The sequence below is a fragment of the Leptotrichia hongkongensis genome (genome assembly GCF_007990635.1).
In the GTDB taxonomy this organism is placed as follows: Bacteria; Fusobacteriota; Fusobacteriia; order Fusobacteriales; family Leptotrichiaceae; genus Leptotrichia; species Leptotrichia hongkongensis.
Genome location: NZ_AP019846.1, coordinates 1,593,022 through 1,615,711 on the forward strand (window position 1 = coordinate 1,593,022; position 22,690 = coordinate 1,615,711).

Annotated in this window: 28 protein-coding genes; 4 read left to right on the plus strand and 24 right to left on the minus strand. The window is 28.3% G+C overall.

Annotated features, from left to right (window positions below; translation table 11 throughout):
* Nucleotides 1-10: 10 nt before the first annotated feature.
* The 5 genes from rpsK to FVE75_RS07500 form a co-directional block, all read right to left on the minus strand.
* Complete coding sequence (gene rpsK, locus FVE75_RS07480; protein WP_026747748.1) at nt 11-400, minus strand: 30S ribosomal protein S11; 390 nt, start codon at nt 398-400, stop codon at nt 11-13.
* 30 nt (nt 401-430) lie between these two features.
* Nucleotides 431-796, minus strand: a complete 366-nt coding sequence (gene rpsM / locus FVE75_RS07485) for a 30S ribosomal protein S13 (protein ID WP_021744138.1) — start codon at nt 794-796, stop codon at nt 431-433.
* Nucleotides 797-1,005: 209 nt separating this feature from the next.
* A complete protein-coding gene (rpmJ, locus tag FVE75_RS07490) occupies nt 1,006-1,119 on the minus strand; it encodes a 50S ribosomal protein L36 (RefSeq protein WP_015770204.1) in 114 nt (37 codons plus the stop codon).
* A gap of 21 nt (nt 1,120-1,140) precedes the next feature.
* The gene (infA, locus tag FVE75_RS07495) at nt 1,141-1,359 is read right to left on the minus strand and encodes a translation initiation factor IF-1 (protein ID WP_006805851.1); all 219 of its coding nucleotides are present in this window, start codon (nt 1,357-1,359) and stop codon (nt 1,141-1,143) included.
* A gap of 184 nt (nt 1,360-1,543) precedes the next feature.
* On the minus strand, nt 1,544-2,170 hold the full coding sequence (locus tag FVE75_RS07500; protein ID WP_147005917.1) for a class I SAM-dependent methyltransferase: 627 nt from the start codon (nt 2,168-2,170) through the stop codon (nt 1,544-1,546).
* Between the two features lie 324 nt (nt 2,171-2,494).
* On the opposite strand from FVE75_RS07500, the gene FVE75_RS07505 reads away from it, so the two are divergent.
* Complete coding sequence (locus tag FVE75_RS07505; RefSeq protein ID WP_147005918.1) at nt 2,495-2,719, plus strand: heavy-metal-associated domain-containing protein; 225 nt, start codon at nt 2,495-2,497, stop codon at nt 2,717-2,719.
* Nucleotides 2,720-3,118: 399 nt separating this feature from the next.
* Here FVE75_RS07505 and FVE75_RS07510 read toward each other — a convergent pair whose 3' ends face one another.
* The 12 genes from FVE75_RS07510 to FVE75_RS07560 form a co-directional block, all read right to left on the minus strand.
* A complete protein-coding gene (locus FVE75_RS07510) occupies nt 3,119-3,571 on the minus strand; it encodes a hypothetical protein (protein ID WP_147005919.1) in 453 nt (150 codons plus the stop codon).
* Between the two features lie 38 nt (nt 3,572-3,609).
* The gene (locus FVE75_RS07515) at nt 3,610-4,353 is read right to left on the minus strand and encodes a hypothetical protein (protein WP_147005920.1); all 744 of its coding nucleotides are present in this window, start codon (nt 4,351-4,353) and stop codon (nt 3,610-3,612) included.
* Between the two features lie 36 nt (nt 4,354-4,389).
* Nucleotides 4,390-4,641 (minus strand): hypothetical protein, encoded by a 252-nt coding sequence (locus tag FVE75_RS07520; protein WP_026747755.1) that lies wholly within the window; start codon nt 4,639-4,641, stop codon nt 4,390-4,392.
* A gap of 212 nt (nt 4,642-4,853) precedes the next feature.
* A complete protein-coding gene (locus FVE75_RS07525) occupies nt 4,854-6,110 on the minus strand; it encodes a glutamate-5-semialdehyde dehydrogenase (protein WP_147005921.1) in 1,257 nt (418 codons plus the stop codon).
* A 65-nt stretch (nt 6,111-6,175) separates the two neighbouring features.
* Complete coding sequence (locus FVE75_RS07530) at nt 6,176-6,595, minus strand: hypothetical protein (protein ID WP_147005922.1); 420 nt, start codon at nt 6,593-6,595, stop codon at nt 6,176-6,178.
* 521 nt (nt 6,596-7,116) lie between these two features.
* Entirely contained in the window at nt 7,117-8,259 is a 1,143-nt protein-coding gene (gene proB / locus FVE75_RS07535) for a glutamate 5-kinase (RefSeq protein ID WP_147005923.1), read from the minus strand.
* Nucleotides 8,260-8,348: 89 nt separating this feature from the next.
* Nucleotides 8,349-8,492, minus strand: a complete 144-nt coding sequence (locus FVE75_RS10960; protein ID WP_172618799.1) for a hypothetical protein — start codon at nt 8,490-8,492, stop codon at nt 8,349-8,351.
* A gap of 104 nt (nt 8,493-8,596) precedes the next feature.
* Nucleotides 8,597-10,039: an alpha-amylase gene (locus FVE75_RS07540; RefSeq protein ID WP_147005924.1), complete on the minus strand. Its 1,443-nt coding sequence runs from the start codon at nt 10,037-10,039 to the stop codon at nt 8,597-8,599.
* Nucleotides 10,040-10,066: 27 nt separating this feature from the next.
* Entirely contained in the window at nt 10,067-10,819 is a 753-nt protein-coding gene (gene kdsB / locus FVE75_RS07545) for a 3-deoxy-manno-octulosonate cytidylyltransferase (RefSeq protein WP_147005925.1), read from the minus strand.
* Nucleotides 10,820-11,138: 319 nt separating this feature from the next.
* Nucleotides 11,139-12,596, minus strand: coding sequence for a D-alanyl-D-alanine carboxypeptidase family protein (locus FVE75_RS07550; protein ID WP_147005926.1), 1,458 nt, complete (start codon nt 12,594-12,596; stop codon nt 11,139-11,141).
* A 30-nt stretch (nt 12,597-12,626) separates the two neighbouring features.
* Nucleotides 12,627-13,280 (minus strand): endonuclease III, encoded by a 654-nt coding sequence (gene nth / locus FVE75_RS07555; RefSeq protein ID WP_147005927.1) that lies wholly within the window; start codon nt 13,278-13,280, stop codon nt 12,627-12,629.
* 46 nt (nt 13,281-13,326) lie between these two features.
* Nucleotides 13,327-13,989, minus strand: a complete 663-nt coding sequence (locus tag FVE75_RS07560) for a TraX family protein (protein WP_147005928.1) — start codon at nt 13,987-13,989, stop codon at nt 13,327-13,329.
* A 499-nt stretch (nt 13,990-14,488) separates the two neighbouring features.
* On the opposite strand from FVE75_RS07560, the gene FVE75_RS07565 reads away from it, so the two are divergent.
* The 3 genes from FVE75_RS07565 to FVE75_RS07575 are packed head-to-tail and all read left to right on the plus strand — an operon-like array spanning nt 14,489 to nt 17,489.
* A complete protein-coding gene (locus FVE75_RS07565) occupies nt 14,489-15,715 on the plus strand; it encodes an ABC transporter substrate-binding protein (protein ID WP_147005929.1) in 1,227 nt (408 codons plus the stop codon).
* A gap of 30 nt (nt 15,716-15,745) precedes the next feature.
* The gene (locus FVE75_RS07570; protein ID WP_006805894.1) at nt 15,746-16,438 is read left to right on the plus strand and encodes a GTP-binding protein; all 693 of its coding nucleotides are present in this window, start codon (nt 15,746-15,748) and stop codon (nt 16,436-16,438) included.
* A 34-nt stretch (nt 16,439-16,472) separates the two neighbouring features.
* Nucleotides 16,473-17,489: an ATP-binding cassette domain-containing protein gene (locus FVE75_RS07575; protein ID WP_147005930.1), complete on the plus strand. Its 1,017-nt coding sequence runs from the start codon at nt 16,473-16,475 to the stop codon at nt 17,487-17,489.
* A gap of 602 nt (nt 17,490-18,091) precedes the next feature.
* On the opposite strand, the gene FVE75_RS07580 is transcribed toward FVE75_RS07575, so the two are convergent.
* The 7 genes from FVE75_RS07580 to FVE75_RS07615 all read right to left on the minus strand — a co-directional run bounded on the left by FVE75_RS07580 (nt 18,092) and on the right by FVE75_RS07615 (nt 22,642).
* A complete protein-coding gene (locus FVE75_RS07580; RefSeq protein WP_147005931.1) occupies nt 18,092-18,370 on the minus strand; it encodes a hypothetical protein in 279 nt (92 codons plus the stop codon).
* Nucleotides 18,360-18,590: a hypothetical protein gene (locus FVE75_RS07585; protein ID WP_147005932.1), complete on the minus strand. Its 231-nt coding sequence runs from the start codon at nt 18,588-18,590 to the stop codon at nt 18,360-18,362. The genes FVE75_RS07580 and FVE75_RS07585 overlap by 11 nt, the downstream gene beginning before the upstream one ends.
* Before the next feature lie 95 nt (nt 18,591-18,685).
* The gene (locus tag FVE75_RS07590) at nt 18,686-19,363 is read right to left on the minus strand and encodes a hypothetical protein (protein ID WP_147005933.1); all 678 of its coding nucleotides are present in this window, start codon (nt 19,361-19,363) and stop codon (nt 18,686-18,688) included.
* 13 nt (nt 19,364-19,376) lie between these two features.
* Nucleotides 19,377-19,565, minus strand: coding sequence for a hypothetical protein (locus tag FVE75_RS07595; RefSeq protein WP_147005934.1), 189 nt, complete (start codon nt 19,563-19,565; stop codon nt 19,377-19,379).
* Between the two features lie 595 nt (nt 19,566-20,160).
* Nucleotides 20,161-20,871, minus strand: a complete 711-nt coding sequence (locus tag FVE75_RS07605) for an MFS transporter (RefSeq protein ID WP_232052497.1) — start codon at nt 20,869-20,871, stop codon at nt 20,161-20,163.
* 26 nt (nt 20,872-20,897) lie between these two features.
* Complete coding sequence (locus FVE75_RS07610) at nt 20,898-21,932, minus strand: Fic family protein (protein WP_232052498.1); 1,035 nt, start codon at nt 21,930-21,932, stop codon at nt 20,898-20,900.
* A gap of 20 nt (nt 21,933-21,952) precedes the next feature.
* Nucleotides 21,953-22,642, minus strand: coding sequence for a YoaK family protein (locus FVE75_RS07615; protein WP_147005935.1), 690 nt, complete (start codon nt 22,640-22,642; stop codon nt 21,953-21,955).
* Between the last annotated feature and the right edge of the window lie 48 nt (nt 22,643-22,690).

The window sequence follows — 22,690 nt, forward strand, 5'->3', positions numbered from 1 at the left end:
GTTTATAAAATTACGGTCTTCTCTTTTTAGGTGGTCTTGCACCATTATGAGGTACTGGAGTTATATCAACTATTCTTGTTACTTCTAATCCAGTAGCCTGTATTGATCTAATAGAAGCTTCTCTTCCAGATCCAGGTCCTTTTATTTTGATTTCAATTTGTTTCATACCATTTTCAATTGCAACTTGAGCTGCTTGTTCAGCTGCGATTTGTGCTGCGAACGGAGTCCCTTTTTTAGTTCCTTTGAATCCAGAAGTTCCTCCTGATTTCCAAATTACTACTTTTCCTTCTGAATCTGTTATAGTAACAACAGTATTATTAAAAGTAGAATGTATATATGCTATTCCATTAGGAATGTTTTTTAATTTTTTCTTTTTTGAAGTTGCTGGTTTTTTTGCCACTTATGGTTTCCTCCTTTAACTTAATAGTTATTATTTTTTCTTAGCAATTGCCATTCTAACTGGCCCTTTTCTAGTTCTTGCATTTGTTTTTGTTTTTTGTCCTCTTACAGGTAATCCATTTCTATGTCTTAATCCTCTGTAACTCTTGATATCAAGTAGACGTTTGATGTTAAGTCTAATTTCTTTTCTTAACTCTCCTTCAATTTTGTACTCTTCCACAGCAGCTCTTAATTTTGCTACTTGTTCTTCTGTCAAATCTTTTACTTTAGTATCTCTGTCGATACCAGTTGCTCCTAAAATTTTGTTTGAAGTGCTTCTACCAATTCCAAAAATATAAGTTAAAGAAACTTCTACTCTTTTATTTCTTGGAATATCTACTCCTGCTATTCTAGCCAAATTTTTTCCTCCTCGTTTTGATATTTTTAATCTTCTTCAATATGCCCTCACATACACAATATAAGGAATAAGCTCTACAGCTAAACATACCTTTACAATCTTTATTTAAATATCCATAGTATTTTTGTTTTTTATCTACAATATATTTTAATAAAAATGTTTTTAGGTTTATTAATCTGTTATTTTTTAAAATAAAAAATATTTTAAAACTATCCTTGTATTTGTTTATGTTTAGGGTTTTCGCATATTACTCTTACTTTTCCGTGACGTTTAACAATTTTACATTTGTCACAAATAGGTTTTACTGAAGCTTTTACTTTCACTAAAAACCCTCCTTCCAACTGTTATTTTTTTCTATATACAATTCTACCTCTTGACAAGTCATACGGAGAAACTTCCACCGTAACCTTATCTCCTGGCAAAATTTTTATATAGTTCATTCTCATTTTTCCTGAGATATGTCCTAAAACTTCGTGTCCATTTTCAAGCCTTACTTGAAACATCGCATTTGGTAATGCTTCGATTATTTCACCTTCCAGCTCAAGAACATCCTGTTTTGCCATAAATAATCACCTCGGATCCTTTCTATTATAACAAAAAAATAACTAAATGTCCAGTTTTTTTAACATTTAATTTTTATAAAAATTAAAAAAACAATATACATTTGATTATTTACCTTATCATAATACAGTATTTATCGTATTTTGTCAATTATTTTTTATTTTACAGTTATTTTTATGGATTTTTCTAATTTTTTACACTCCTAAAAATTCTATATCCAGCATTAATTTCCAGAGTTTCACAATTTCCAAAAATTTCTTCCAATTTTTTCTGTGTACTTTTTGCTCCATGTTTTGTCTGAATCACACAATAAAACTGACCATCTTGATTTAAATGCTCAAAACTTTGTTCATAAATTTGAAAAATTGTCTGCTTTCCAGCTCGAATTGGCGGATTAGATAAAATCACATCAAACTTTTCAGAAACATCATCAAATGCAAACGATTTTCTTACTTCAAAATTATCACTTTCCTCTTTTACAACTCCATTTTTCAAAAGATTTTCCCTTGTAAGCTCCAAAGCCCGCTCATTCACATCTGATGAAACAGTTCTAACATTTTCAAAAAAAGACTTTATAACAACTGATACAACTCCGTATCCGCAGCCAATATCCAGTATATCAAACTTTTGATTTTTTTTGTTCATATTTTCTCTTAAAAACACTTTCAGCATGACATCCGTTCCAAAATCTACCTTCGTCTTTGAAAATACCCCATTATCTGTTACAAACTCAAATTTTTTATTTTCCATTTCATATTTTATTATTTTTCTATCCGACTTTACTTCCTGCTTTTCTGAAAAATAATGGCTCATTATCAATTTCCTCCTAACTTTTCTATTTTTTATTCTAATGTTTATTTTATCACTGAATTTCAATTATTCATAATACTCCCCTGCTGTATTATCAGAATTATTTCTATCTTTCAACACTTTTACTATTATAACATATTTTTCACAGTTACATACCCATTTTTTATCTTACAAGTATTTTTTCAAAAACAACTTTATTTCAAAATCATTGCATATACAAAACTTCTTGCATTCTTATAATTTTTTTTATATAATATATTTGACACAAAACTATTAATTTTAAATTTTGTGCCTTAATAAAAATAAAATTTTATGGAGGTTTTTAAAATGATAAAAAAACTTGTTGAAATAGAAGGGATGCACTGTGAAAACTGTGCTAAAAAAGTAGAAAATGTTTTATACGGACTGCCAGAAGTAGAAAGTGTAGAAGTAAACCTTTCTGATAAAAATGCAAAAGTTACTTTAAACGTAGAAGTTGACGATTTGCTGATAGCGGATGTAATTAATAGTGCTGGGCATTATAAAGTGAAGGATGTTACAGAAATTTCTTAATCTTTTTTATTAACAATTTATTTACAAAAAATTAAAAATTTTTATTTTAAATTTAGTTGATTTTTTTATTATAAAATGTTATAATAGATTTGTAAAGTAATAAAAATACGCATAACTATACACAAATCAAAAGAGAGCTAACCCCCAAAGTAAGCTCTCTTTTTTAGTTATTTCCAAAACTCTTGTATTAAAATTATTACTATCTGTAATAAAATTATAACTAAGATTTTTATTAATAATGTACGCATAACTATGACACCTCCTTTCTCAAGGATTGATAAAATTATAACATTTTTTATTATATTTGTATATTCATTTTTTATTTTTTTAATGAAACCGAAATTTTTACAAAAAAGATGATATTGAATAATTTCACTATTCTTTATCATCTTTTAAATTTTAAAGATTTTGTATAAACTTTTTATCTAACTCATTTAGTTTTTCTATGGATTCCTGCTGATATTCTTGAATTGATTTCATTAACTCTTTAAATTCATTTTCGTTATATTCTTTTATTAAGCTGTCCGAATTTTCACACTCTTTATTTTCAATCTGATACATTCTCTCGAAAAACTTTATCAATAATTTTTTAGTATTGTATAAATATTCATAATCAAAATCAGGATAATTATCTGAATGGATATACTCAAAAAGTTCATTTAAAAAATTTTCTTTAGCCTTGTAATCTTTTAAATCAAATATATCTCCCAAATTAAAATTTTTTTCAAACTTTCCTTTAATATTTTGAGTTTCAACTCTCCACTCATTATTGCCTTTTGATTCAAATGTAATTTTGATATATTTTAATTCGTTTGAATGTACTAATTTTAAATTCAAATCATATTTTTTCATAAATTCCTCCTAAATCTTAAAAATTTCGACTTTATATGTTATATAAAAATATTTTCTCTAATAAGAACACTATTTTTACCTATCTGATCTATTATTCCTTTTATTGTTAATTCTTCTCCTACTAATAAATTTGTATTTTCTTTTTGTTTTGACAAAAAAACTACTTGAAAATTTTCAAATTCATTTGCTATTAAACTAACATCACCATTAACATTAACATCTTTTATTATACCAGAGGTCTCTATACATTTATCAACACATAGAAAACTGCTTTTTTTACATTGGTTTATCAATTCTAATATTTCTATTTTTTCATAAGAAGTATCTTTTTGTATTGTTTTTAATCTATTATAAATTTTTGTACTAAGTGAATTTCCATAAACTTCAAGAGTTACTTTTACTACTTTATAACTTTCTTTATCTTGAAAATATAATTGTAACAACCTATTTCCATTACTTGTTTCTTTTTTATTAACATAAGTTAATTTATCCATTACATAACTACATTCAGAATTTTCAAGTATTATTTTTTCATTTTCAAGATATAATTTTATTTTTTTATTACTAACTAATTTAGATATTTTCCAATTATTAACAGCTACACAATATACATAATACAATTTTATTGTATCTTGTATTGTACCTGCAAAATAATGATAATACAGCATTAATAGACATACTACTGGTATTAAAACAAATATTCCTGAAATTCCAAATGAAACTATCAAAAAAAATAGTCCTGGAAAAAAAAGAATAGCAATAATCGCAATTATAAATCCCATAATTTATCATCCTCCTAATTTATATATCAAACTATTTTAATTTTCTGGAATGCACACTTGACTGCTACTTATTACTTCATCTGGAACTCCTTCACTTCTTAATTTTTTTATGCATTCTCTCATGTCCATTCTTTCTGTTGGCTGTTCCGATTTATCTATCAAAACATAAATACCAAAACCTATAATAATTATTATCATCGCTATAAAAAATTTTTTTACTTGCTCTCTTATTTCATTTTCTATTTCATGTCTTCGTTTTTCTTCAGTATTTTTTTTCACTATTTTCATGTAGTTTCCTCCAATCTGTTAATATTTATAATTCTAAATAACTTATTCAGTATAACAAAGAATACTATAATTAAACCTTTAGATTAACCTTATTTTGTCTTTTTTTTTAATTATGTTTAATATTTTTCACAAAAATATATCTATTTAAAACAAAAAAGTCCAATAGATTTCTTTCTATCAGACTTTTTCATAAATTTATATTATTTTTCTTACTATTCCCTTATCTGCCCTTCTCCTCTAATCACATATTTCGTCGTAGTCAGCTCTCTTATTCCCATAGGCCCACGAGCGTGAAGTTTTTGCGTGGAAATTCCGATTTCTCCACCAAAGCCAAATTCTCCTCCGTCGGAAAATCTTGTCGAAGCGTTTAAGTAAACGTTGGCTGAATCTACTTCGTTTAGGAATTTTTCAGCATTTTCTATAGATTTTGTCAAGATTGAGTCGGAATGGTGCGTTCCATGATTATTTATATATTCAATTGCTTCATCTATGTTTTTAACTAATTTTAGTGACATTATTAAATCTAGATATTCAGCCCCAAAATCTTCTTCTGTTGCCAATTTTACATCTTTTCTGTTTCCAACAATTTCTAATGCTTCTTTGCTGTACCTTAGCTCTACACCATCTTTTAAAAGCATTTCTGTTAATTCTGGCAAGATTGCTTTTGCAATGTTCTCGTGAACAAGTGTTGTTTCGATGGCATTACATACACTTGGACGCTGTACTTTGGCATTTTCGATAATTGGTAATGCCTGCTTTATATCGGCTGTTTCGTCTACAAATATATGACAGATTCCTGCACCTGTTTCTATCATTGGAATTGTTGCGTTTTCTATGATGAATCTTTTTAGTCCTTTTCCTCCTCTCGGGATAATTACATCAATATATTTGTCTGCACGGATTAAGTCCATCACAAGTTCTCTTTCTGGCTTTTCTACAAGTTGAACTGTATTTTTGGGCAATCCGTGAGCATCTGCAACCCTATTTAATAAATTATTCAAATAAATATTCGAATTTAGTGCATCTTCTGATCCACGTAAAATTATTGCATTTGAAGATTTTATTGCAAGTCCTGCTGCATCTACTGTAACATTTGGACGAGATTCGTAAATCATTCCGATTACTCCAAGAGGAACTCTTTTTTTTACAATATTCATTCCATTTTTATGATTCCATCCTGTAATAACTTCTCCAATTGGATCTGGAAACATAGCCATTTCACGTAGACTTTGAGCCATTCCTTCTATTCTGCTGTCTGTAAGCTCCATTCTATCAAGCAAGGAAAATGCCATTCCATTTTTCTTACCATTTTCCATATCTATTTTGTTTGCAGCCTTTATTTCCTCTTTTTTATTTATCAATTCATCTGCAATTGCAAACAACACATCATTTTTAGTTTTTGTTCCAATTTTCAAAAGTTCCCTTGAAGCGGCTTTTGCTTTTTTTCCAAGTTCTTCTATATAATTCATATCTCCCTCATTTCTTAATTTATCTAATTTCTAAAAAAGATTTCCAGCTTTTCTATTCCCATCCTTCATTTTTTTATTTTTCTCGTTCTAAATATAGCTATCATAAACATAACCATAGAAATAGTTAAAAAAATCCAGTAAATTATTAAATATCGCCTAGCCCAGTCAATATTAAAAATATTTGTCATAACTTCCATTAAAATATCAAAAAATTTTTTATCTAGATATTGCCTTTTAAAAATTGATGCTAAGTTTAACACTTCTGACAAATATATTGCCAAATATGAAAAAATATATATAATAACTACACTAAAAATAGTTATTTCTAATTCATCATACAGATTCTTAAATTTATTTTTTTTTACTTTTCTTATTTTTTCTCCTTCATTCGAGTCAGTAATTTCTTTAACTTTTTCTTTTCTTTTTTTACCAAAAAAATTTCCAAATATAACTCCAATTTCTATAATTCCCACACCTAAAAACATCACTACAATATGTCTTATATTATTTTGAGCCGCAAAAAATAAAGTACAGTTGCAATTATAAAGCCTAAAAATCCACCAAGAAATGTGTATAATTTATTTTCATTTTTATTAAAAATATTTTCGCTCTTCACTTACTTCCTCCTTTCCATTTTTTTATTCATTCGCTCCGAAAATATTAATGATTGCTTCTCATAAATTCGTATTATGAATTAGTGTTTTGTCAGATAAATCCAATATTTTATTCCCATCTTTATCTATTATATTTATTCTTTCAGCTATTGTGCTTATATCGTAGTCATTCCAGTTATAAACTTCATTATCTAGAGCCAAGGCTTCTAAGGTTAAATAGCCAAAAAATTGCCATTGTAAGTATTTTAAGATAAAATTTGATTCCTACTATTTTTTTGGTTGTTCGTAATTCATAAATCGTTCCTATTTCTCTTTTATTAATTTTTTAGACACTTTTGTACTAAACTTTTAAATAAAATTTCTCTCAATCAACAAAATTGAATTTATTATTTTTATTTTTTCATAACTACATTGTCAATGTGAATAATAGCATCATCGTATTTATAACCCAGTATTTCTTCTATATTTTCACTTTTTACACCTTTTATAAGGTTAATTTCCTCTGATGAATAATTTGAAATTCCTGTTGCAACAACTTTACCTTCCAAATCTTCTATTTCAATGACTGCCCCTTTATCAAAGTTTCCTTCAATAGATTTTATTCCCACAGGTAATAGGCTATTTCCATTTTTTAATGCTGCTTTTGCACCATTATCGATTGTTAATACACCTTCCTTATTAGGCCCATATGCAAGCCAATATTTTCGTAAGCTGATTTTTTTATTTTTTTTCACAAAAAGTGTTCCTATATTTTCTTTTTCAACGATTCTAGTTATATTGTGAGGATCATCACCACTAGCAATTACAAGACTTGTTCCAATTTTGGTTACCATTTCTGCAGCAATAATTTTTGTTATCATTCCACCAGTTCCAAATTTTGATCCTTCCGCTCCTGCCATCTGCTTTATGTCCTCATTAATATCCCCAACCATATTAATCAGATTAGCATCATCATATTTACGTGGATTTTTATTATAAAGTCCGTCAATATCTGATAAAATAATTAATAAATCAGCATCAATTAATCCAGAAACAAGCGCTGACATTGTATCATTATCTCCAACCTTAATTTTCAAAGCATTAGATACAATTGCATCATTTTCATTTATAATCGGAATAATTTTTCTTTTTAGAAAAGCATTACAGACATTTCTCATGTTCAAATATCTTTTTCTGTTCGAAAATTCCTCTTTTGTTAATAAAAGCTGTCCAATTATTTTGTTATGTTCTTTAAATAATGTTTGATAAATTTGCATAAGTGAAACTTGTCCAACTGCTGACAGCATCTGCTTTTCCGCCAAAGTTTTAGGCTTTTCACTTATATTAAGCAGCCCCATTCCAGCTCCAACTGCACCAGAAGTTACAAGTATTACATCATACCCTTTATCCTGTAAATTACTCAGTTCCAGCACAATTTTCTTTATTTTTTCAATATCTAGATGCCCATTTTCAGTTGTAAGTGTAGACGTTCCAACTTTTACAACTATCCTCTGTATATTTTCCAAAATTTTTTCTCTTGTGTTACTATTTTTCATATTTTTACTATTCTCCTGTTTAACATTTTTATGTGTTTTGAATTTTTAACATAAGGGCATAAAATTCTATGCCCTTAAAGATTACTTAACTATTTTTTCAATTTATTACAAAGATTGGTATTTAAACAAGTATATCCTCCAGCAACAGCTCCTGCTCCCAATGCTACAGCGGTACAAGAACTCAAGCTCATAACCAATGCAATTACTACTCCTATGATTTTAATTTTTCTCATTTTTCTTACCTCCAATTTTGGTTTTTCTTAAAATAACCTAGAAAGGTTCATATTATTTTAACATTTATTTCTTTACAACCATAGATAATTTCAATATTTTTATCTTAACTTTTACGTATCCATACAGAAATTTTTTCAGGTTCAACTTTAAAATCGGCATTTCCTTCTTCATCTATTGTAATGTCTTCATATCCACTACCTGTAACTTCGTGCCAAACTTCTCCTGCCCGTTCTTTTCCAAACTCAATCTGTATTTCTTCTTCCTCTTCAGAATTTGAAAGTACGGCTACACATCCAGTCCATTCATCTCTTCCTGTTCTTTGAATTGCAATTACATTTGGATTATCCAGATGATTTATTTGTTCTCCATAAGCATGTATTCTTCGTACTTCCAGAAGTTTGTCAATTATCCATTGGTGCGGGCTTTTTTCTCCTCCCACTCCGTAGTAATCACCATAAAACAAGCATGGATAGCCATCTTTTGATAATAATATTATAGCATACGAATGAGGAATAAACCAGTCTTCCACTTGTGATTCTAAAGCACTTCCTTTTTGAGAATCGTGATTATCCACAAATGTTACCGCTGCCATAGGATTTGTTTCAACTATTGTATGTTCAAAAATTTCTCTTAAATCATAATCCTTTTTCTTTTTAGATGCATCATACATATTAAAATGAAGCCCAACATCGAATAAATCAGTCTTATACCCAACATTATTCAGATATTCCTTCAACTTTTCCAAATCATTTCGCCAGTATTCTCCAACAGAATAAAATTCTTCGCCATAAGCTGCTCTTACTTGTGTCAAAAATTCAGCTATAAACTCATCTTTTATATGTTTTACGGCATCCATTCTGAATCCATCAATTTTTAACTCATTTACAACCCATTTACCCCATCGGATTACTTCCTCACGCACTTCAGGATGTGAAAAATCAATATCGGCATTCATCAAATAATCATAATTTCCAAGTTCAGAGTCAACTCCTTCATCCCAGTCCTTATTTTCGCCAACAATTTTATAAATTGCAGTTTTACCAGTTTTATTATCAAAATCTATTCCATCGAAAAGATTATAATTCCACTTGAATGCAGAGTATTTATCATTTCTTCCGGGAAAAGTAAATTTTGTCCATCCTTCTATTTCAAAAGGATCTGATATTTCTACAGTTCTGTCTTCAGGATCAACTTCTATCGCCAAAAAATTCTCTGTTTCATCAGCTCCGCCCTTATGATTCAAAACAGCGTCCAAATATACATTTATATTGTATTTATGAAGTTCTTCTATTGCTTCAATCAGTTCCTGCTTTGTCCCGTATTTCGTTCTGACAGTTCCTTTCTGGTCAAATTCACCTAAGTCCCATAAATCATAGGCACCATATCCCACATCAAATTGTGAAGTTCCTTTATATGCTGGCGGAATCCACACTCCACTTACTCCTATTTCACTTAGATGCTTTGCATCATCCTTTAATCTTTGCCAATGTTTCCCATCATTCGGCAAATTCCACTCAAAGTACTGTATCATTACTCCGTTTTCCATAATTTCCTCCTTTTTACAATATTTTATTTATTTTAATATTATTCCATTTTCAGTTATAAATTTAACAGCTTCTTTCAAATCCTCTTGTGTATCCACTCCTATTACCTGCGACTTAGTTTCTAAAACTTTTATTTTGTATCCATTTTCAATAAATCTAAGCTGTTCAAGCGATTCTATCTTTTCCAAAACACCTTCCTTTAAATTTTTCAGTTCATTTAAAAATTTCGCTGTATATCCATAAATTCCAACATGTTTAAAATATTTAATATTTTGGCTATTATTCTTATCACGTTCATAAGGAATTACTGAACGGCTAAAATAAATGGCATTATCATCAAAGTCTGTAATAACTTTTACATTATTTGGATTTTCAATTTCATTTTGAGATTTCATTTCCTGCTTCAATGTAACAATTTCAGATTTTTCATCCCTATAATTATTTGCCAGAATATTAATCGATTCAATGTCAATTAATGGCTCATCCCCTTGAATATTTATAATAAAATCGTAATTTTGATATTCATTTTTATTAATAACTTCTATTATTCTGGAAGTTCCATTCTGATGATTTTGAGCTGTCATAACCACATTCCCTCCAAATTTTTTCACCGCCTCAAAAATTCTCTCATCATCAGTAGCCACAACAATCTCATCAATATCAGCATTTTTTGCTCTTTTATAAACCCATTCGATCATAGCATGTCCGCAAATATCCTTAAGTGGCTTTCCCTCAAACCTGCTGGATGCATATCTTGCTGGTATAACTCCCAATATTTTCATAACTATTTTTCTCCTCTTTTTCAACAATTTTATAAAATAACCATAATCCTCTTTTAAAACAAAACTTATAAACTATACTATTTTATATTAAGCTCTTTTAAAAAATAACAATAAATTTTATATTTATACAAATTAACAGCACAATCTTTTAAAAAACGCTTTAATTCAAGGGTTTTTTATTTTTACTATTAAAATAAAAAATAGAATTAAATCTCAAATAAGCTTGAATGTATTTTACCACATTTTCATCTAAATTACATTATATTTATATCAGATAAATAAAAAAAGAGCCATTTAATTTCTAAACAGCTCGATTTTTTTATGCAAGTCCAAGTGTTATAAATCTCAAAATACGTCTAAATAAAGACAACTGCTTGTAATCATTCTGTGCCACAATATCAACAGTTTCTACAACCTTGTTATCATTTGACAGAACTTCAAGTTTACCTATTACATCTCCTTTAGAAATTCCTTCTTTTTCAGCTGAGACTTGTAAATCTTTTACTTCAAATTTATAATTTGTATTATCAATCTGGTAAACATTTGTTGTTAAAACACCTTTTATTTCTTTTGCTTCAGCATTTTTTATCTTAAACTTTTTATTAATTTCCTGTCCTGCCTTGTAAACTGGTATCATACGTTTTTCCAACTGTGTAAATTCCTGCTTCTGATCTTCCGTTCTAGCATCGTCACTCTTATTTCCCAATGTGACTGAAATAATTTCAAGATTTCCTATTTTACTTGATACTATCATATTGTATCCAGCTTGTGCATGAAATCCTGTCTTCAGACCATAAATTCCAAACTTGTCCAAAAGATGATTTCTATTATTATAAACAACATCTTCCCCTTCTGAATTTTGCAGCACCAATTCTGATTCCTTCATCCAAGCACGTAATCTTTCATCTCTTATAGCTCTTTTTCCAAGTAAATACATGTCATAAGCCGTTGAAATATCCATATTCTTTTTTGTCATTGAAGTTGGAAGACCAGCTGGAGTATAATAACGAGTATCATTCATTCCAAGTTCTTTTGCTTTATCATTCATCAATTTTACAAAATTATCAAAGTTCCCTTTTCCTATGTGATATGCTACTAAATATGCCGCATTATTGGCTGAATATATTATCTCTGCACGAAGTAAATCTTTTAAAGTATAACAATCTCCTGCTTTAGCATTTAGCCAACTTCCACCCATATTTACTATTTCAGGAGTAAAGCAAACTTTATCATCAAGTTTTGCATTTCCTCTATCAATTTGTTCAAGTGTAACCAAAATATTCATGACTTTTGTAAGTGATGCTATCGGATGTTTTTTTCTTGACATTTTATCCTTTAAAATTTTTCCATCTTCAGTTGCAATAAATTTTATTACTTCGCCATAATAATGAGAAACCCCTTCATGCTCATGTTCTATAGCTTTTACGACTTTTTTCTTCTGAACAGCCTTTTTAACATTTTTTGCTGATTTATTTTCATCCGTTTCTTTATCTTTTTCTTGATCACTATTTTTCTTTGAATTTGAAAGGTTTTCATTAAAATATTCGTGTTTTCTTTTTTTGTTATGTCCTAAATGCTTTTCTTTCCCTCTTTTTGTTGCCTCTTCAACCTCATCATACTTATTATCAGTCGAAACATTTTTCTTTTCTTCCTTAATGACAGGATTACTTTCCTTAGAAACTGTCCCGCCGTTTTCCTGCTCTCCTTCTGCATAGGCTAAAACTGCAAATAATGCAATTACTCCAAATATCAAAACTCTTTTTACCCTTTTAACCATTCTTTTCCTTTCTCCATTCATATTATAAAATTATTTATTATTATTTTTTAAATTATCTAAATTATACTTACAATATTCTCTAATTTCGCATATATCACACTTCGGCTTTCTTGCAATGCACTTATCTCTTCCATGTAAAATCATGTAATGCGAATATACAAACCAGTCTCTTTTGGGAACAAGTTTCATAAGTTCCCTTTCTATGATTTCAGGATTATCATTTTTCACAAATCCTATACGGTTTGAGAGCCTTTTAACATGTGTATCGACAACAATTCCTTCCCTAATATTCCACAGCTCCCCAAGGACAACATTTGCAGTTTTTCTTCCAACACCTGGCAGTTCTATTAATTTTTCAAGTTCCTTTGGAATTATATCATTATACTTGTCTAACATCATTTCAGCATTTAACTTTATATTTTTAGCTTTATTTTTATAGAAGCCTGTTGATTTTACATATTTTTCTAATGTCTTTAAGTCCATTTTTCTAATATCTTTCGGCTCTCTTACTACTTTGAAAAGCTCTTTTGTAACAATATTTACACGAGCGTCAGTACATTGAGCCGATAAAATTACTGCTATCATCAGCTGGTAAGGTGTTTCAAACTCTAGTGCAGCCTTTGGGCTGCCAAACTTTTCTTCTAATATCGGGAATATTTTTTTCAATCTTTCCTTTTTTGTCATTTCTCTCTCCAAAAATGTACTAAAATTAATTATTATATTTATTAACTCATATTGAAATTTTCTTTACCATTTCCAAAATAAAAAAATGTATTGGATAAAATAAATAAAAAAAATACTTCATACTTCTTCCTTTTTTTCCATTATACATAAAAATAAATATTAATGAAATCAATGAAAAAAACTGAGTATCAGTTAATCCAAAAACATTTGGAAAAATCTTATTAAAAGTATTTAATATTAGAAAATTCATTAAAATTTTAAACTTATCATTTCTAAAAATATTAAAGTTCATAATAAGTAAAATTCCATAAATCCCATAATCGAACTCATATTTTTGAGAAATAAACAAAACAAAACCAATTAGGCTAATTTTAATAAGCCACAAAAATTTGGGCTTTATTCTTATACTTTTAAAATTAAAAACATAAATGGCCAATAACCCAAAAAATAAAGTAAAAAATACATTCATTGGATAATTATAACTAAATAAAATCGACGGAAGCTGAATACCCACAGCAAAAATAAACAACCTTAACAGATATTTTTTTAAATTCCGAGTATGTGTATATCCTTCACTAAGTGTAAATGCAAATATTGGAAAAGCAATCCTTCCAACAATATTCAAAATCTCACTTCCTCCAACTATATAATGATAATGATCCAAAAACATTGTTATTATGCCAATTATCTTTAAAATAAATAAACTCAACTTATCTCCTACATCTACATTATTAATTATTCATTAAATTATGTGCCGTTTTTTAAAATTCATTTTTTATTCTATTTTTTTATTATTAATAACGTAAATTCTTCAAAAAAATTTATTTTTAACTCTACAAAGTCTTTATTTAAAACAATTTTTAAATTATCTATTACATTTAATCATATCATTTTTTGAATCTAATTTCAAGACTTTTTTTGGAAAATACAAAGTATATTCAAACTTCCTTAATGTCAAGCTGATAAAAAATAAATTGCCTTAAATAAATAAATTAAATAGCACTAATTTATTTTACATTCAAAAGTAATTGAATATTTATTTTCCATACTTTTCGTAATGTATATTACACTTTTATATTCCTATTTTATGGTATAATTTTTATAATCATAACTTTACATTTTTATAATTAGAGCCAAAATTCACTTGCAACTTTTTGAGATTCAGCTCTTTTTGAATAAAAATATTAATGTTATAAGAGGAGATTGAAATGTTTAGTTTAGACGATACACTTTATGAGATTATAGACAAGTATCCTGAAGCTCTTGACTTTTTTATTGCTAATGGGTTTGAGCAATTGAAAAATAAACAGATGCTTGAGGTTATGGGGAAAAATATTAAGTTGAAAATGGCACTTATGTCAAAAAAAATTAATCAGGAACTGTTTGTTGAAAAGCTGGAAACATTTTTGCAAAAAGATGCAGATATTGATGTTTCACTGGATGAAAGCAAAGCTGATGAAAATAGTGACTTGATAATTGAAGGAGTTCTGCCTTGTCCTATCAGAATACCACTTTTAGAAGGTATAAAAGACTGGGTAAACGAACAGAACGAGAAAAATGATTATACTATTTCATATACCTTAAAATCAGCAAATTTAGGACTTGACTGGGTTGTAGAAAAAGTTAAGACAGGTAATCCTGACAAAGTTTCGGATATATTGCTTTCAGCTGGATTTGAGCTGTTTTTTGATAAAAATTTGATGGGGCAATATATGGAAAATGGTATTTTTGAAACATACCTTGAAAATATGAATAAAGATTTCTGCAACGAAACTATTGACTTGCGGGATCCTAAAAAGCGTTATGCAATAATGGGAGTCGTACCAGCAATATTTTTGATAAACAAGACTTCTTTAGGAGATAGAAAAGCACCAGAAACTTGGGCAGACTTGTTAAATGACGAATTTGAAGACTCAGTTGCATTGCCAATGGCTGATTTAGACTTGTTTAATGCCCTTCTTGCAAATCTTTACAAAGATTTCGGAATGGATGGGATACATAAATTGGCACGTTCATACAAAAAGAGCTTGCACCCCGCTCAAATGGTAAAAGCTAGAACTCGAACACCAGAAGCCCCTGCTGTCAGCATTATTCCATACTTCTTTTCACAAATGATTGACGGAACAGGAGATTTGGAGGCTGTATGGCCAAAAGATGGAGCTTTGCTAAGCCCAATATTTATGATTACAAAAAAATCTAAGGCAGATAAAATCAAGCCATTTATGGACTTATTTATGTCAAATGAAATTGGAACAATTTTTTCTGCAAATGGAAAATTCCCGTCAACAAATCCAAATGTGGATAACCATTTAGAAGAACATCAGAATTTTAAATGGATTGGCTGGGATTACATCTATAGCCATGATATTGGAAAAATTATTCGTGAATGTGAAGATGAATTTAATAATGATGTGCAAAAAAGCCTTGCACAATAAAATTTAAAAAATAAAAAAGGAGAGATAACTATGAATTTAATAATATTTTCAGGCCCACCATCATCAGGAAAAACAAGCGTTATTCTAAAAACAGTAGAAGCCTTAAAATCACAAGGAATGTCAGTTGGAGTAGTAAAATTCGACTGCCTTTACACAGATGATGACAAATTATACGCAAAAGCAGGAATTCCAGTAAAAAAAGGAATTTCAGGAGCTTTATGCCCAGACCATTTCTTCGTATCAAATATCGAGGAAGTCGTGCAATGGGGAAACAGCCTTGGGCTTTCAATATTAATTACAGAATCGGCAGGACTTTGCAACAGATGTTCTCCATATATCAAGGACATCAAGGGAGTCTGTGTAATTGACAATTTATCAGGAATTAATACACCTAAAAAGATTGGACCATTATTAAAAGCCGCTGATATTGTGATTATTACAAAAGGAGATATTGTTTCACAAGCTGAACGTGAAGTTTTTGCCTCACGTGTGAACTCTGTAAACCCAAAAGCTGTAACAATGCACGTTAACGGGCTTACTGGGCAGGGAGCGTATGAATTAAGCACACTTCTTTACGAAAAAGAGCTGGAGATAGACAGCGTGCAAGGAATGGAACTTAGATTTCCAATGCCATCGGCACTTTGCTCTTACTGCTTAGGAGAAAAGAGAATCGGTGAAAAATATCAGATGGGTAATGTCCGAAAAATGAATTTACAGCAATAAAAAAATAGATAAAAATAATAAAAAAGGAAAAAATATGAAAAATAACGATTTAATAAATAAATTGACTATTAGTGAACTTAGCAAGAAATATCCCTTTGCAGAAAACTTTTTTACAGAAAATAACTTACCTGTGGAAACTTTTCAAGATAAGACATTTCACGAGTTCATCGTAACTTTTGCAGAAGATAAAATTGAGGACTTTGCACTGGATGTGGAAAAAATTGAGGAAAGTCTTGTTGACTACATTGAGCAGATGAAACTTTTTTTGGGAATGGAAGAGGAAAATTCGATTGATATGCTTACAATTGTCGCTGGGCAAGACAAATCTGGGAATAAAGAGGGATTTGAGCAGCTTGATATTCATAAATCAGAAATTATTTCCATTGTAGGGCCTACAGGCTCTGGAAAATCAAGACTTCTTGCCGACATCGAATGGACTGCCCAGAAAGATACTCCAACACAGCGTCAAATCCTTATAAACGGTGAACTTCCAGACAAAAAATGGCGTTATTCCTCAAACAACAAACTAGTTGCACAACTATCACAAAACATGAATTTCGTTATGGATTTATCAGTAAAGGAATTTCTAGAACTGCACGCTCAAAGCCGAATGATTGAAAATATTGACGAAACTGTGGAAAAAATCATTACCGCTGCAAACAATCTGGCTGGAGAGCAATTTGACTTAACTACTGCAATCACAGCCCTAAGTGGTGGACAATCCCGTGCTTTAATGATTGCCGACACAGCTATTTTAAGTTCATCTCCAATTGTCCTAATTGACGAAATTGAAAATGCAGGAATTGACAGGAAAAAAGCCTTGGAATTACTTGTTTCATCTGACAAAATCGTATTAATGGCAACACACGACCCAACATTGGCACTAATAGCAGATAAACGAATTATAATAAAAAATGGTGGAATTAGTAAAATTATTACGACAAGTGCGGAGGAAAAGAAAATTTTGAAAAAACTGGATGAAATGGATGATATTATTCAAAAAATGAGAAGTGATTTAAGAAAAGGGGAAATTTTGAAAAATGATTTTTAATCAAGAAATTTGTTTTTAAAAATTAATAATAAAAATAAATTAGGGAGAAATATTCAGAATTTGTTTATTTTCTCCCTTTTTAAATAGAGAATAAAAAGAACTGAAACAACTGGAGAATTTGAGAAATTGATTGAAAATGAAGATAAAGTTCATATTACACAATATTAAGCCATAGCGTTTGTTAAATCGTTTTCGGGTACAAAAAATATCGTACCTGATGCAAAATTTTTTTGTTATAGGGCTAATATGATCCTATTTCAAAACAAAAAATAACCGCTGTCTTTTACAACAACGATTATTTGAAATTTTATAATTCAACTCTCACTTTCAATTTCTAATTTAAAATTTTTCTGTATTAACTTTTTCTATTTTTTATTATTTTCAAGTAAATTATACAATTTTATTAAATCCTCGTTCAAAGAATAGTAATAAGTATCTAGAAACCAATCTTCAAAATATACTTCTTTAGAAAAATTTAAATATTCGCTTAAATCTGAATAAATACTAAAATTAGAATTGAAATTAATTATAGTTTTATATTCTTCTTTCTTAGAATAAATATATTCTGCTACTTTTTCTATTTTTTTAATTTATCTTGAAAATCATCTATTTTTTCCATCTTTTTTCATTTTTTCATATTCATGCAAATCTAAATAATAATTAAAATCTTTTGATAAATATATTATTACTTCTGAATCAATTATCTTATTAAAAAATGTTGTTTCAGGAAGATAAGTATTTCTAATTGGAATAACTGATATACCCTTTGATAAATACATTTTTTTATCTAATTGTTTTACTAAATTTTTAATTTCATCACTATAATTTTTTAATTCATCTTCTTTTATAGTAAATTCTTTTATTTTATCTTTATCTATCAAAAGGGAGCAATTTGAAACCAAAAATTTGATAAATTATATTTTTAAGACATAAAGATAATTTTTGTTTTGTTTTTAATATTTTTATTTTTTCATCTTTCTCTATTTCCATACTTAACCAATTTTTATCATCTCTTACATTATTATTTATTCTAGTTATTTCTTCACAATTTACACTGATACCAATCAGAAAAAAAATAATTATTTTTTTTAAATAGTTCATTAGTATACACCTCTTTTTAAATTTTCTTTACCATGATTTATCATAATTTTAACTTCAGTAGAGTTTGGAGTGGATGATTTTTCATTTCCACAAATTCATTTAGATTCATTTTTTAATAATTTCTCCATTTTCCAGTCCAGTAGTGATTTATATTCCATTTCTTCAATATATTTTTCTACGCTTTCTTCTCCTTCTTTTAATTTTTCTTCTAATGTAACTGCTTCTTTTAATATATCGTTATAAAAGTCATATCTCTTTGAATATTTATTATATTCTTCTCTTACTTTATCAATATTTTCCTGTATTTTTGAATATTTTTTAAACTTTGCAAAAGTAGCCGCTCTAAATAAATATCTATAAATTTCTGCTCCTATATATAATTTATCATTTCCTACTATTTCTTCAAAAAAAGCATCTAAATCTTCATATTTTTTAAACCAAGGGATTATTTTGTTTTTTATTTCTTCTAAAATACTTTTCATCCCTTTTTCCATCTTTTCTTCTCCGTCCAAATCTACAAATTCCGTTTTTGCACCATTTCCTATAGAATCTTTCATTATGTAACTATATATTGGTATTATTGCATACTCTATTCTTAATTCATGATAATATCTAAAAAAACCTATATATTCAAATAATCCTATTTTATTTAATTTGCAAAATCGTCCTGTTCCTTTCTTTCTATATCCAAAATCTTTCATTGGTTTATTAAAAATTTCTTTAAAGTATTTCTTATAAAGTTCATTATATTCTTTTGTTGATAATTCTTCCATTTTTTCTTCCTTTCTATTTCCATATTGTTATATCTGATTTTTTTATTGTTCCATTAGATTTTTCAATTATTTTCTGGATTATTTCTTGTTCTTGTGAATAAGTGATTCCTTGTCCTCTAGCATCAATTACAATATTTTGTCTTGTTCCAATAGATAATTCATTTTTTCTTTTTTCATATTGCTCTACTATAGTTTTAGTCATATTATTTTTATACCCTGATATTATTCTTTGTTCAAGATTGTTTAACAGATTTATTAATTCTAAAAATTAAATACATAACCACAAAAATAACAACTGTAATATTTATCGCAAATAAATTAACAACACTAATTTTTCTTAATAATAAACTGGAAATAAATAATGTTCCGAATGAGAAAATCCTTGAAAAAAAAGACTTCATAGAAGTTATTGCACTTATTTTTTCTTTTGATAATATTTTGTTAAAATGAAATTCAAAATAATAGTTAATTATAAAAAAATTGTACACAATATTAAATATATTCCTGTAAATATAAGGTTATTTTTAAAATTATTATATTTATTGTCAATAAAAATATTAAAATTAGGAGTAAATATAACTTTTTGCAGTTATCATTAAAATATTCGTATTATATGCGATAGTCACAATTATTTGAAACAGTACATACATAACAAAAAATTCTTTTCGCCAATTCCTTTGTCTAAAAAAAATTTTTGCCATAACTGAAAATGGCTTTGAATAAAAATTTGTATAATTCCAAAAAATATAAAATATACTCGAACCCATTTAAAATTGAACTGATAGAAATTATATAATTTAGGGTTTGAGTAAAATAGTCATAATTTTTGAGTTCTGTTTTAAACTAGTTTTACTATAATACTTCATTATTCTTTTTCCCTTCAATTCAGAAATGCACTCAATTATATGCCTTTTAAAAATTTGAAAGTTTATATTTTCATTTGCTTTTTTATTCTCATCGGAAAAAAATAAAGTTGTTAGCAATATATTGAGAAGTATCAAAGTAATAGAAATAAAATAAATATTTACACCTATCTTAAAATAAAGTAAAAACCCTATTCCTGAACCTAAAATGGAGGAAAAAGTCGAAATTTGCTTTTGATATTTTAAAAATTTTTGCAATCCAGTTTCATCATTTTTTAAATCATTTATTAAAGCCACATCAATTGTTCCTGTTTCCAGTGCATTTGCCAATCCATATATTATATATGCCACTGACAACCAAAACAGGCTTTTGAAAAAAATAATCAGAAAAAACGTTATAATCAATGTAAGTAATGATAAAATATAAACTTTTTTTCGCGAATACAAATCTGACATTACTCCGCTCGGAATTTCAAAAATAATCATAGAAAGATTAAAAAGCGACTGCATTAATACAATTTGAGATATTAACAAACCTTTTTTCAAAAAAAGTACAGTCAGAATGGAATGTGGCATTGTGGAAGCTAAAAATAGTAAAAAAGTGCTTATATAGTAAACTTTGGTATTTTTATCTATAAGATTCATTATTTTTACCACCTTTCCAATCCCTTTTATCTTTTAATAATTCTTTCCAATTTCCTGTATTTCTGATTTTTACTGTTAGGTTTGTCAGGAATTGTCCTTTCAATCAATTTTGCCTCTAAGGCAGGATTTAAATAATTTTTTCTGAAAGTAGGTCTATGTACTAAGTTTAATTTTTTCATAATTTCTGTTGCTGATAAAACATTATCTCCAAGGACACTAAGTAATTTTTCAACTGGATTTTTATCCTGATGACTATCTTGTACGATTACTTGGTCGTTATCTTGGTCGGTTATTCTTTCAGAAGTTTTAATTTCTTTTAAACTATCGTTTATAATTTTAAGCATGAACTCTACAAATATTGTACTCTCACCTTCTTTATCAGCTATTGCAAGAGTATCATAATATTCTTTCTGTTCTTTTTTTATCAATTCCTCTATTGGAAGCCAAAAAAATATTTTTTTCCATTTTCCAAGCAGTAAAGTATGCCACATTCTTCCAATACGACCATTTCCATCTGAAAATGGATGGATAAATTCAAATTCATAATGAAAAACAGCACTTTTAATCAATGGATGTACAGAAGAAGTCTTATACCATGAAATTAAACTGCTTATATGTTTAGGCACTAAATCTGCTGACGGAGCAATATGTACAACTTTTCTTCCAGCAAAAATACCAACCCCTTGAGAACGAAATTTACCGTTTTCCTTAACCAGCCCATTCATCATCAATCTGTGAGCATCCAATAAATCCTTTACTGAAAATGGATTTAACTTAGTTAATAATTCATACGCTTCATAGGCATTCTTTACTTCTTTTATTTCATTAGGATTTCCTAAAACTCTTTTTCCATCCAATATGGCTGTAACTTGTTCCAGCGAGAGAGAATTATGTTCAATAGCAAGCGAAGAATGTATTGTTTTTATTCTGTTTTCTCTCCTTAAATGTGGATTTGAAAATTTTTCCTGAAAAATAGACATTCTTCCTATTTCTTCACTTATTTCACCTATTAATACTGTCATTTTTTCAGTTATTTGAAAAGGCGGCTTGTAATTATTCAATTTTAAATACCTCCTATTTCCTAAATAGTTTCCTTAAACATTATAACAAACACCGCAACTAGCAAAATACAGCAAGCAAGCAACGCTCCTATACCGTATATTTTTACTAAAACTACACAAAGCATTGCCCCAATAAAGAAAAATCCATCTAATCCCAAATATATCCAGAAATTTTGTAAATAAGATTTGTTTTCTGTATTTATATATTTAAATAAATTCTCCATTCCACTTCGTAAATTCCCAGTACACATTGTTGTCGCTCCTGCCAGTCCCCTAATTTTTCTAAATCCTTGATATTGAATTGCGGCAATAAACGACATAATCATATTTACAACAATATTCCAATTTCCGCTTGGAATGAATGAAATAAAAAACATTATTATAACTTGAAAAAATATAACAATCTGCTGCCATCTAAAAATTCTATGTTTTTCAAATTTCACTCTAATAAATTCAGTAAATAATATTCCAAATGTGAAAACAAGAATCGGCATAAAATAATTAAAGGCTTTTCCAAAATCTCCCCTTTGTAAATTTATAGCAAGATAAACAACATTTCCTGTCTGTGCATTAGCAAGGACTTTTCCCCGCGTTACAAACGTGTATGCATCCATAAATCCCCCAACCATGCACAGCATCATTCCTAATCTAAATGTCTCTGGCGGATATTCCTCTCCATTAAAAAAAATCTTTTTTATTCTTTTACCCATTTTAAAAAACTTCACTCCTTTTTTATTTTTTTGAACTTCGTATTTTTT

Excerpts from the sequence above, each read along its gene's own strand:
- infA (WP_006805851.1), bottom strand. The coding sequence starts at position 1,359 with ATGGCAAAACAGGATGTTCTTGAGCTGGAAGGTGAAATAATCGAAGCA.
- FVE75_RS07500 (WP_147005917.1), bottom strand. The coding sequence starts at position 2,170 with ATGAGCCATTATTTTTCAGAAAAGCAGGAAGTAAAGTCGGATAGAAAA.
- FVE75_RS07505 (WP_147005918.1), top strand. The coding sequence starts at position 2,495 with ATGATAAAAAAACTTGTTGAAATAGAAGGGATGCACTGTGAAAACTGT.
- FVE75_RS07510 (WP_147005919.1), bottom strand. The coding sequence starts at position 3,571 with ATGAAAAAATATGATTTGAATTTAAAATTAGTACATTCAAACGAATTA.
- FVE75_RS07515 (WP_147005920.1), bottom strand. The coding sequence starts at position 4,353 with ATGGGATTTATAATTGCGATTATTGCTATTCTTTTTTTTCCAGGACTA.
- FVE75_RS07520 (WP_026747755.1), bottom strand. The coding sequence starts at position 4,641 with ATGAAAATAGTGAAAAAAAATACTGAAGAAAAACGAAGACATGAAATA.
- FVE75_RS07525 (WP_147005921.1), bottom strand. The coding sequence starts at position 6,110 with ATGAATTATATAGAAGAACTTGGAAAAAAAGCAAAAGCCGCTTCAAGG.
- FVE75_RS07530 (WP_147005922.1), bottom strand. The coding sequence starts at position 6,595 with ATGTTTTTAGGTGTGGGAATTATAGAAATTGGAGTTATATTTGGAAAT.
- proB (WP_147005923.1), bottom strand. The coding sequence starts at position 8,259 with ATGAAAAATAGTAACACAAGAGAAAAAATTTTGGAAAATATACAGAGG.
- FVE75_RS10960 (WP_172618799.1), bottom strand. The coding sequence starts at position 8,492 with ATGAGAAAAATTAAAATCATAGGAGTAGTAATTGCATTGGTTATGAGC.
- FVE75_RS07540 (WP_147005924.1), bottom strand. The coding sequence starts at position 10,039 with ATGGAAAACGGAGTAATGATACAGTACTTTGAGTGGAATTTGCCGAAT.
- kdsB (WP_147005925.1), bottom strand. The coding sequence starts at position 10,819 with ATGAAAATATTGGGAGTTATACCAGCAAGATATGCATCCAGCAGGTTT.
- FVE75_RS07550 (WP_147005926.1), bottom strand. The coding sequence starts at position 12,596 with ATGGTTAAAAGGGTAAAAAGAGTTTTGATATTTGGAGTAATTGCATTA.
- nth (WP_147005927.1), bottom strand. The coding sequence starts at position 13,280 with ATGACAAAAAAGGAAAGATTGAAAAAAATATTCCCGATATTAGAAGAA.
- FVE75_RS07565 (WP_147005929.1), top strand. The coding sequence starts at position 14,489 with ATGTTTAGTTTAGACGATACACTTTATGAGATTATAGACAAGTATCCT.
- FVE75_RS07570 (WP_006805894.1), top strand. The coding sequence starts at position 15,746 with ATGAATTTAATAATATTTTCAGGCCCACCATCATCAGGAAAAACAAGC.
- FVE75_RS07575 (WP_147005930.1), top strand. The coding sequence starts at position 16,473 with ATGAAAAATAACGATTTAATAAATAAATTGACTATTAGTGAACTTAGC.
- FVE75_RS07585 (WP_147005932.1), bottom strand. The coding sequence starts at position 18,590 with ATGAACTATTTAAAAAAAATAATTATTTTTTTTCTGATTGGTATCAGT.
- FVE75_RS07590 (WP_147005933.1), bottom strand. The coding sequence starts at position 19,363 with ATGGAAGAATTATCAACAAAAGAATATAATGAACTTTATAAGAAATAC.
- FVE75_RS07595 (WP_147005934.1), bottom strand. The coding sequence starts at position 19,565 with ATGACTAAAACTATAGTAGAGCAATATGAAAAAAGAAAAAATGAATTA.
- FVE75_RS07605 (WP_232052497.1), bottom strand. The coding sequence starts at position 20,871 with ATGAATCTTATAGATAAAAATACCAAAGTTTACTATATAAGCACTTTT.
- FVE75_RS07615 (WP_147005935.1), bottom strand. The coding sequence starts at position 22,642 with ATGGGTAAAAGAATAAAAAAGATTTTTTTTAATGGAGAGGAATATCCG.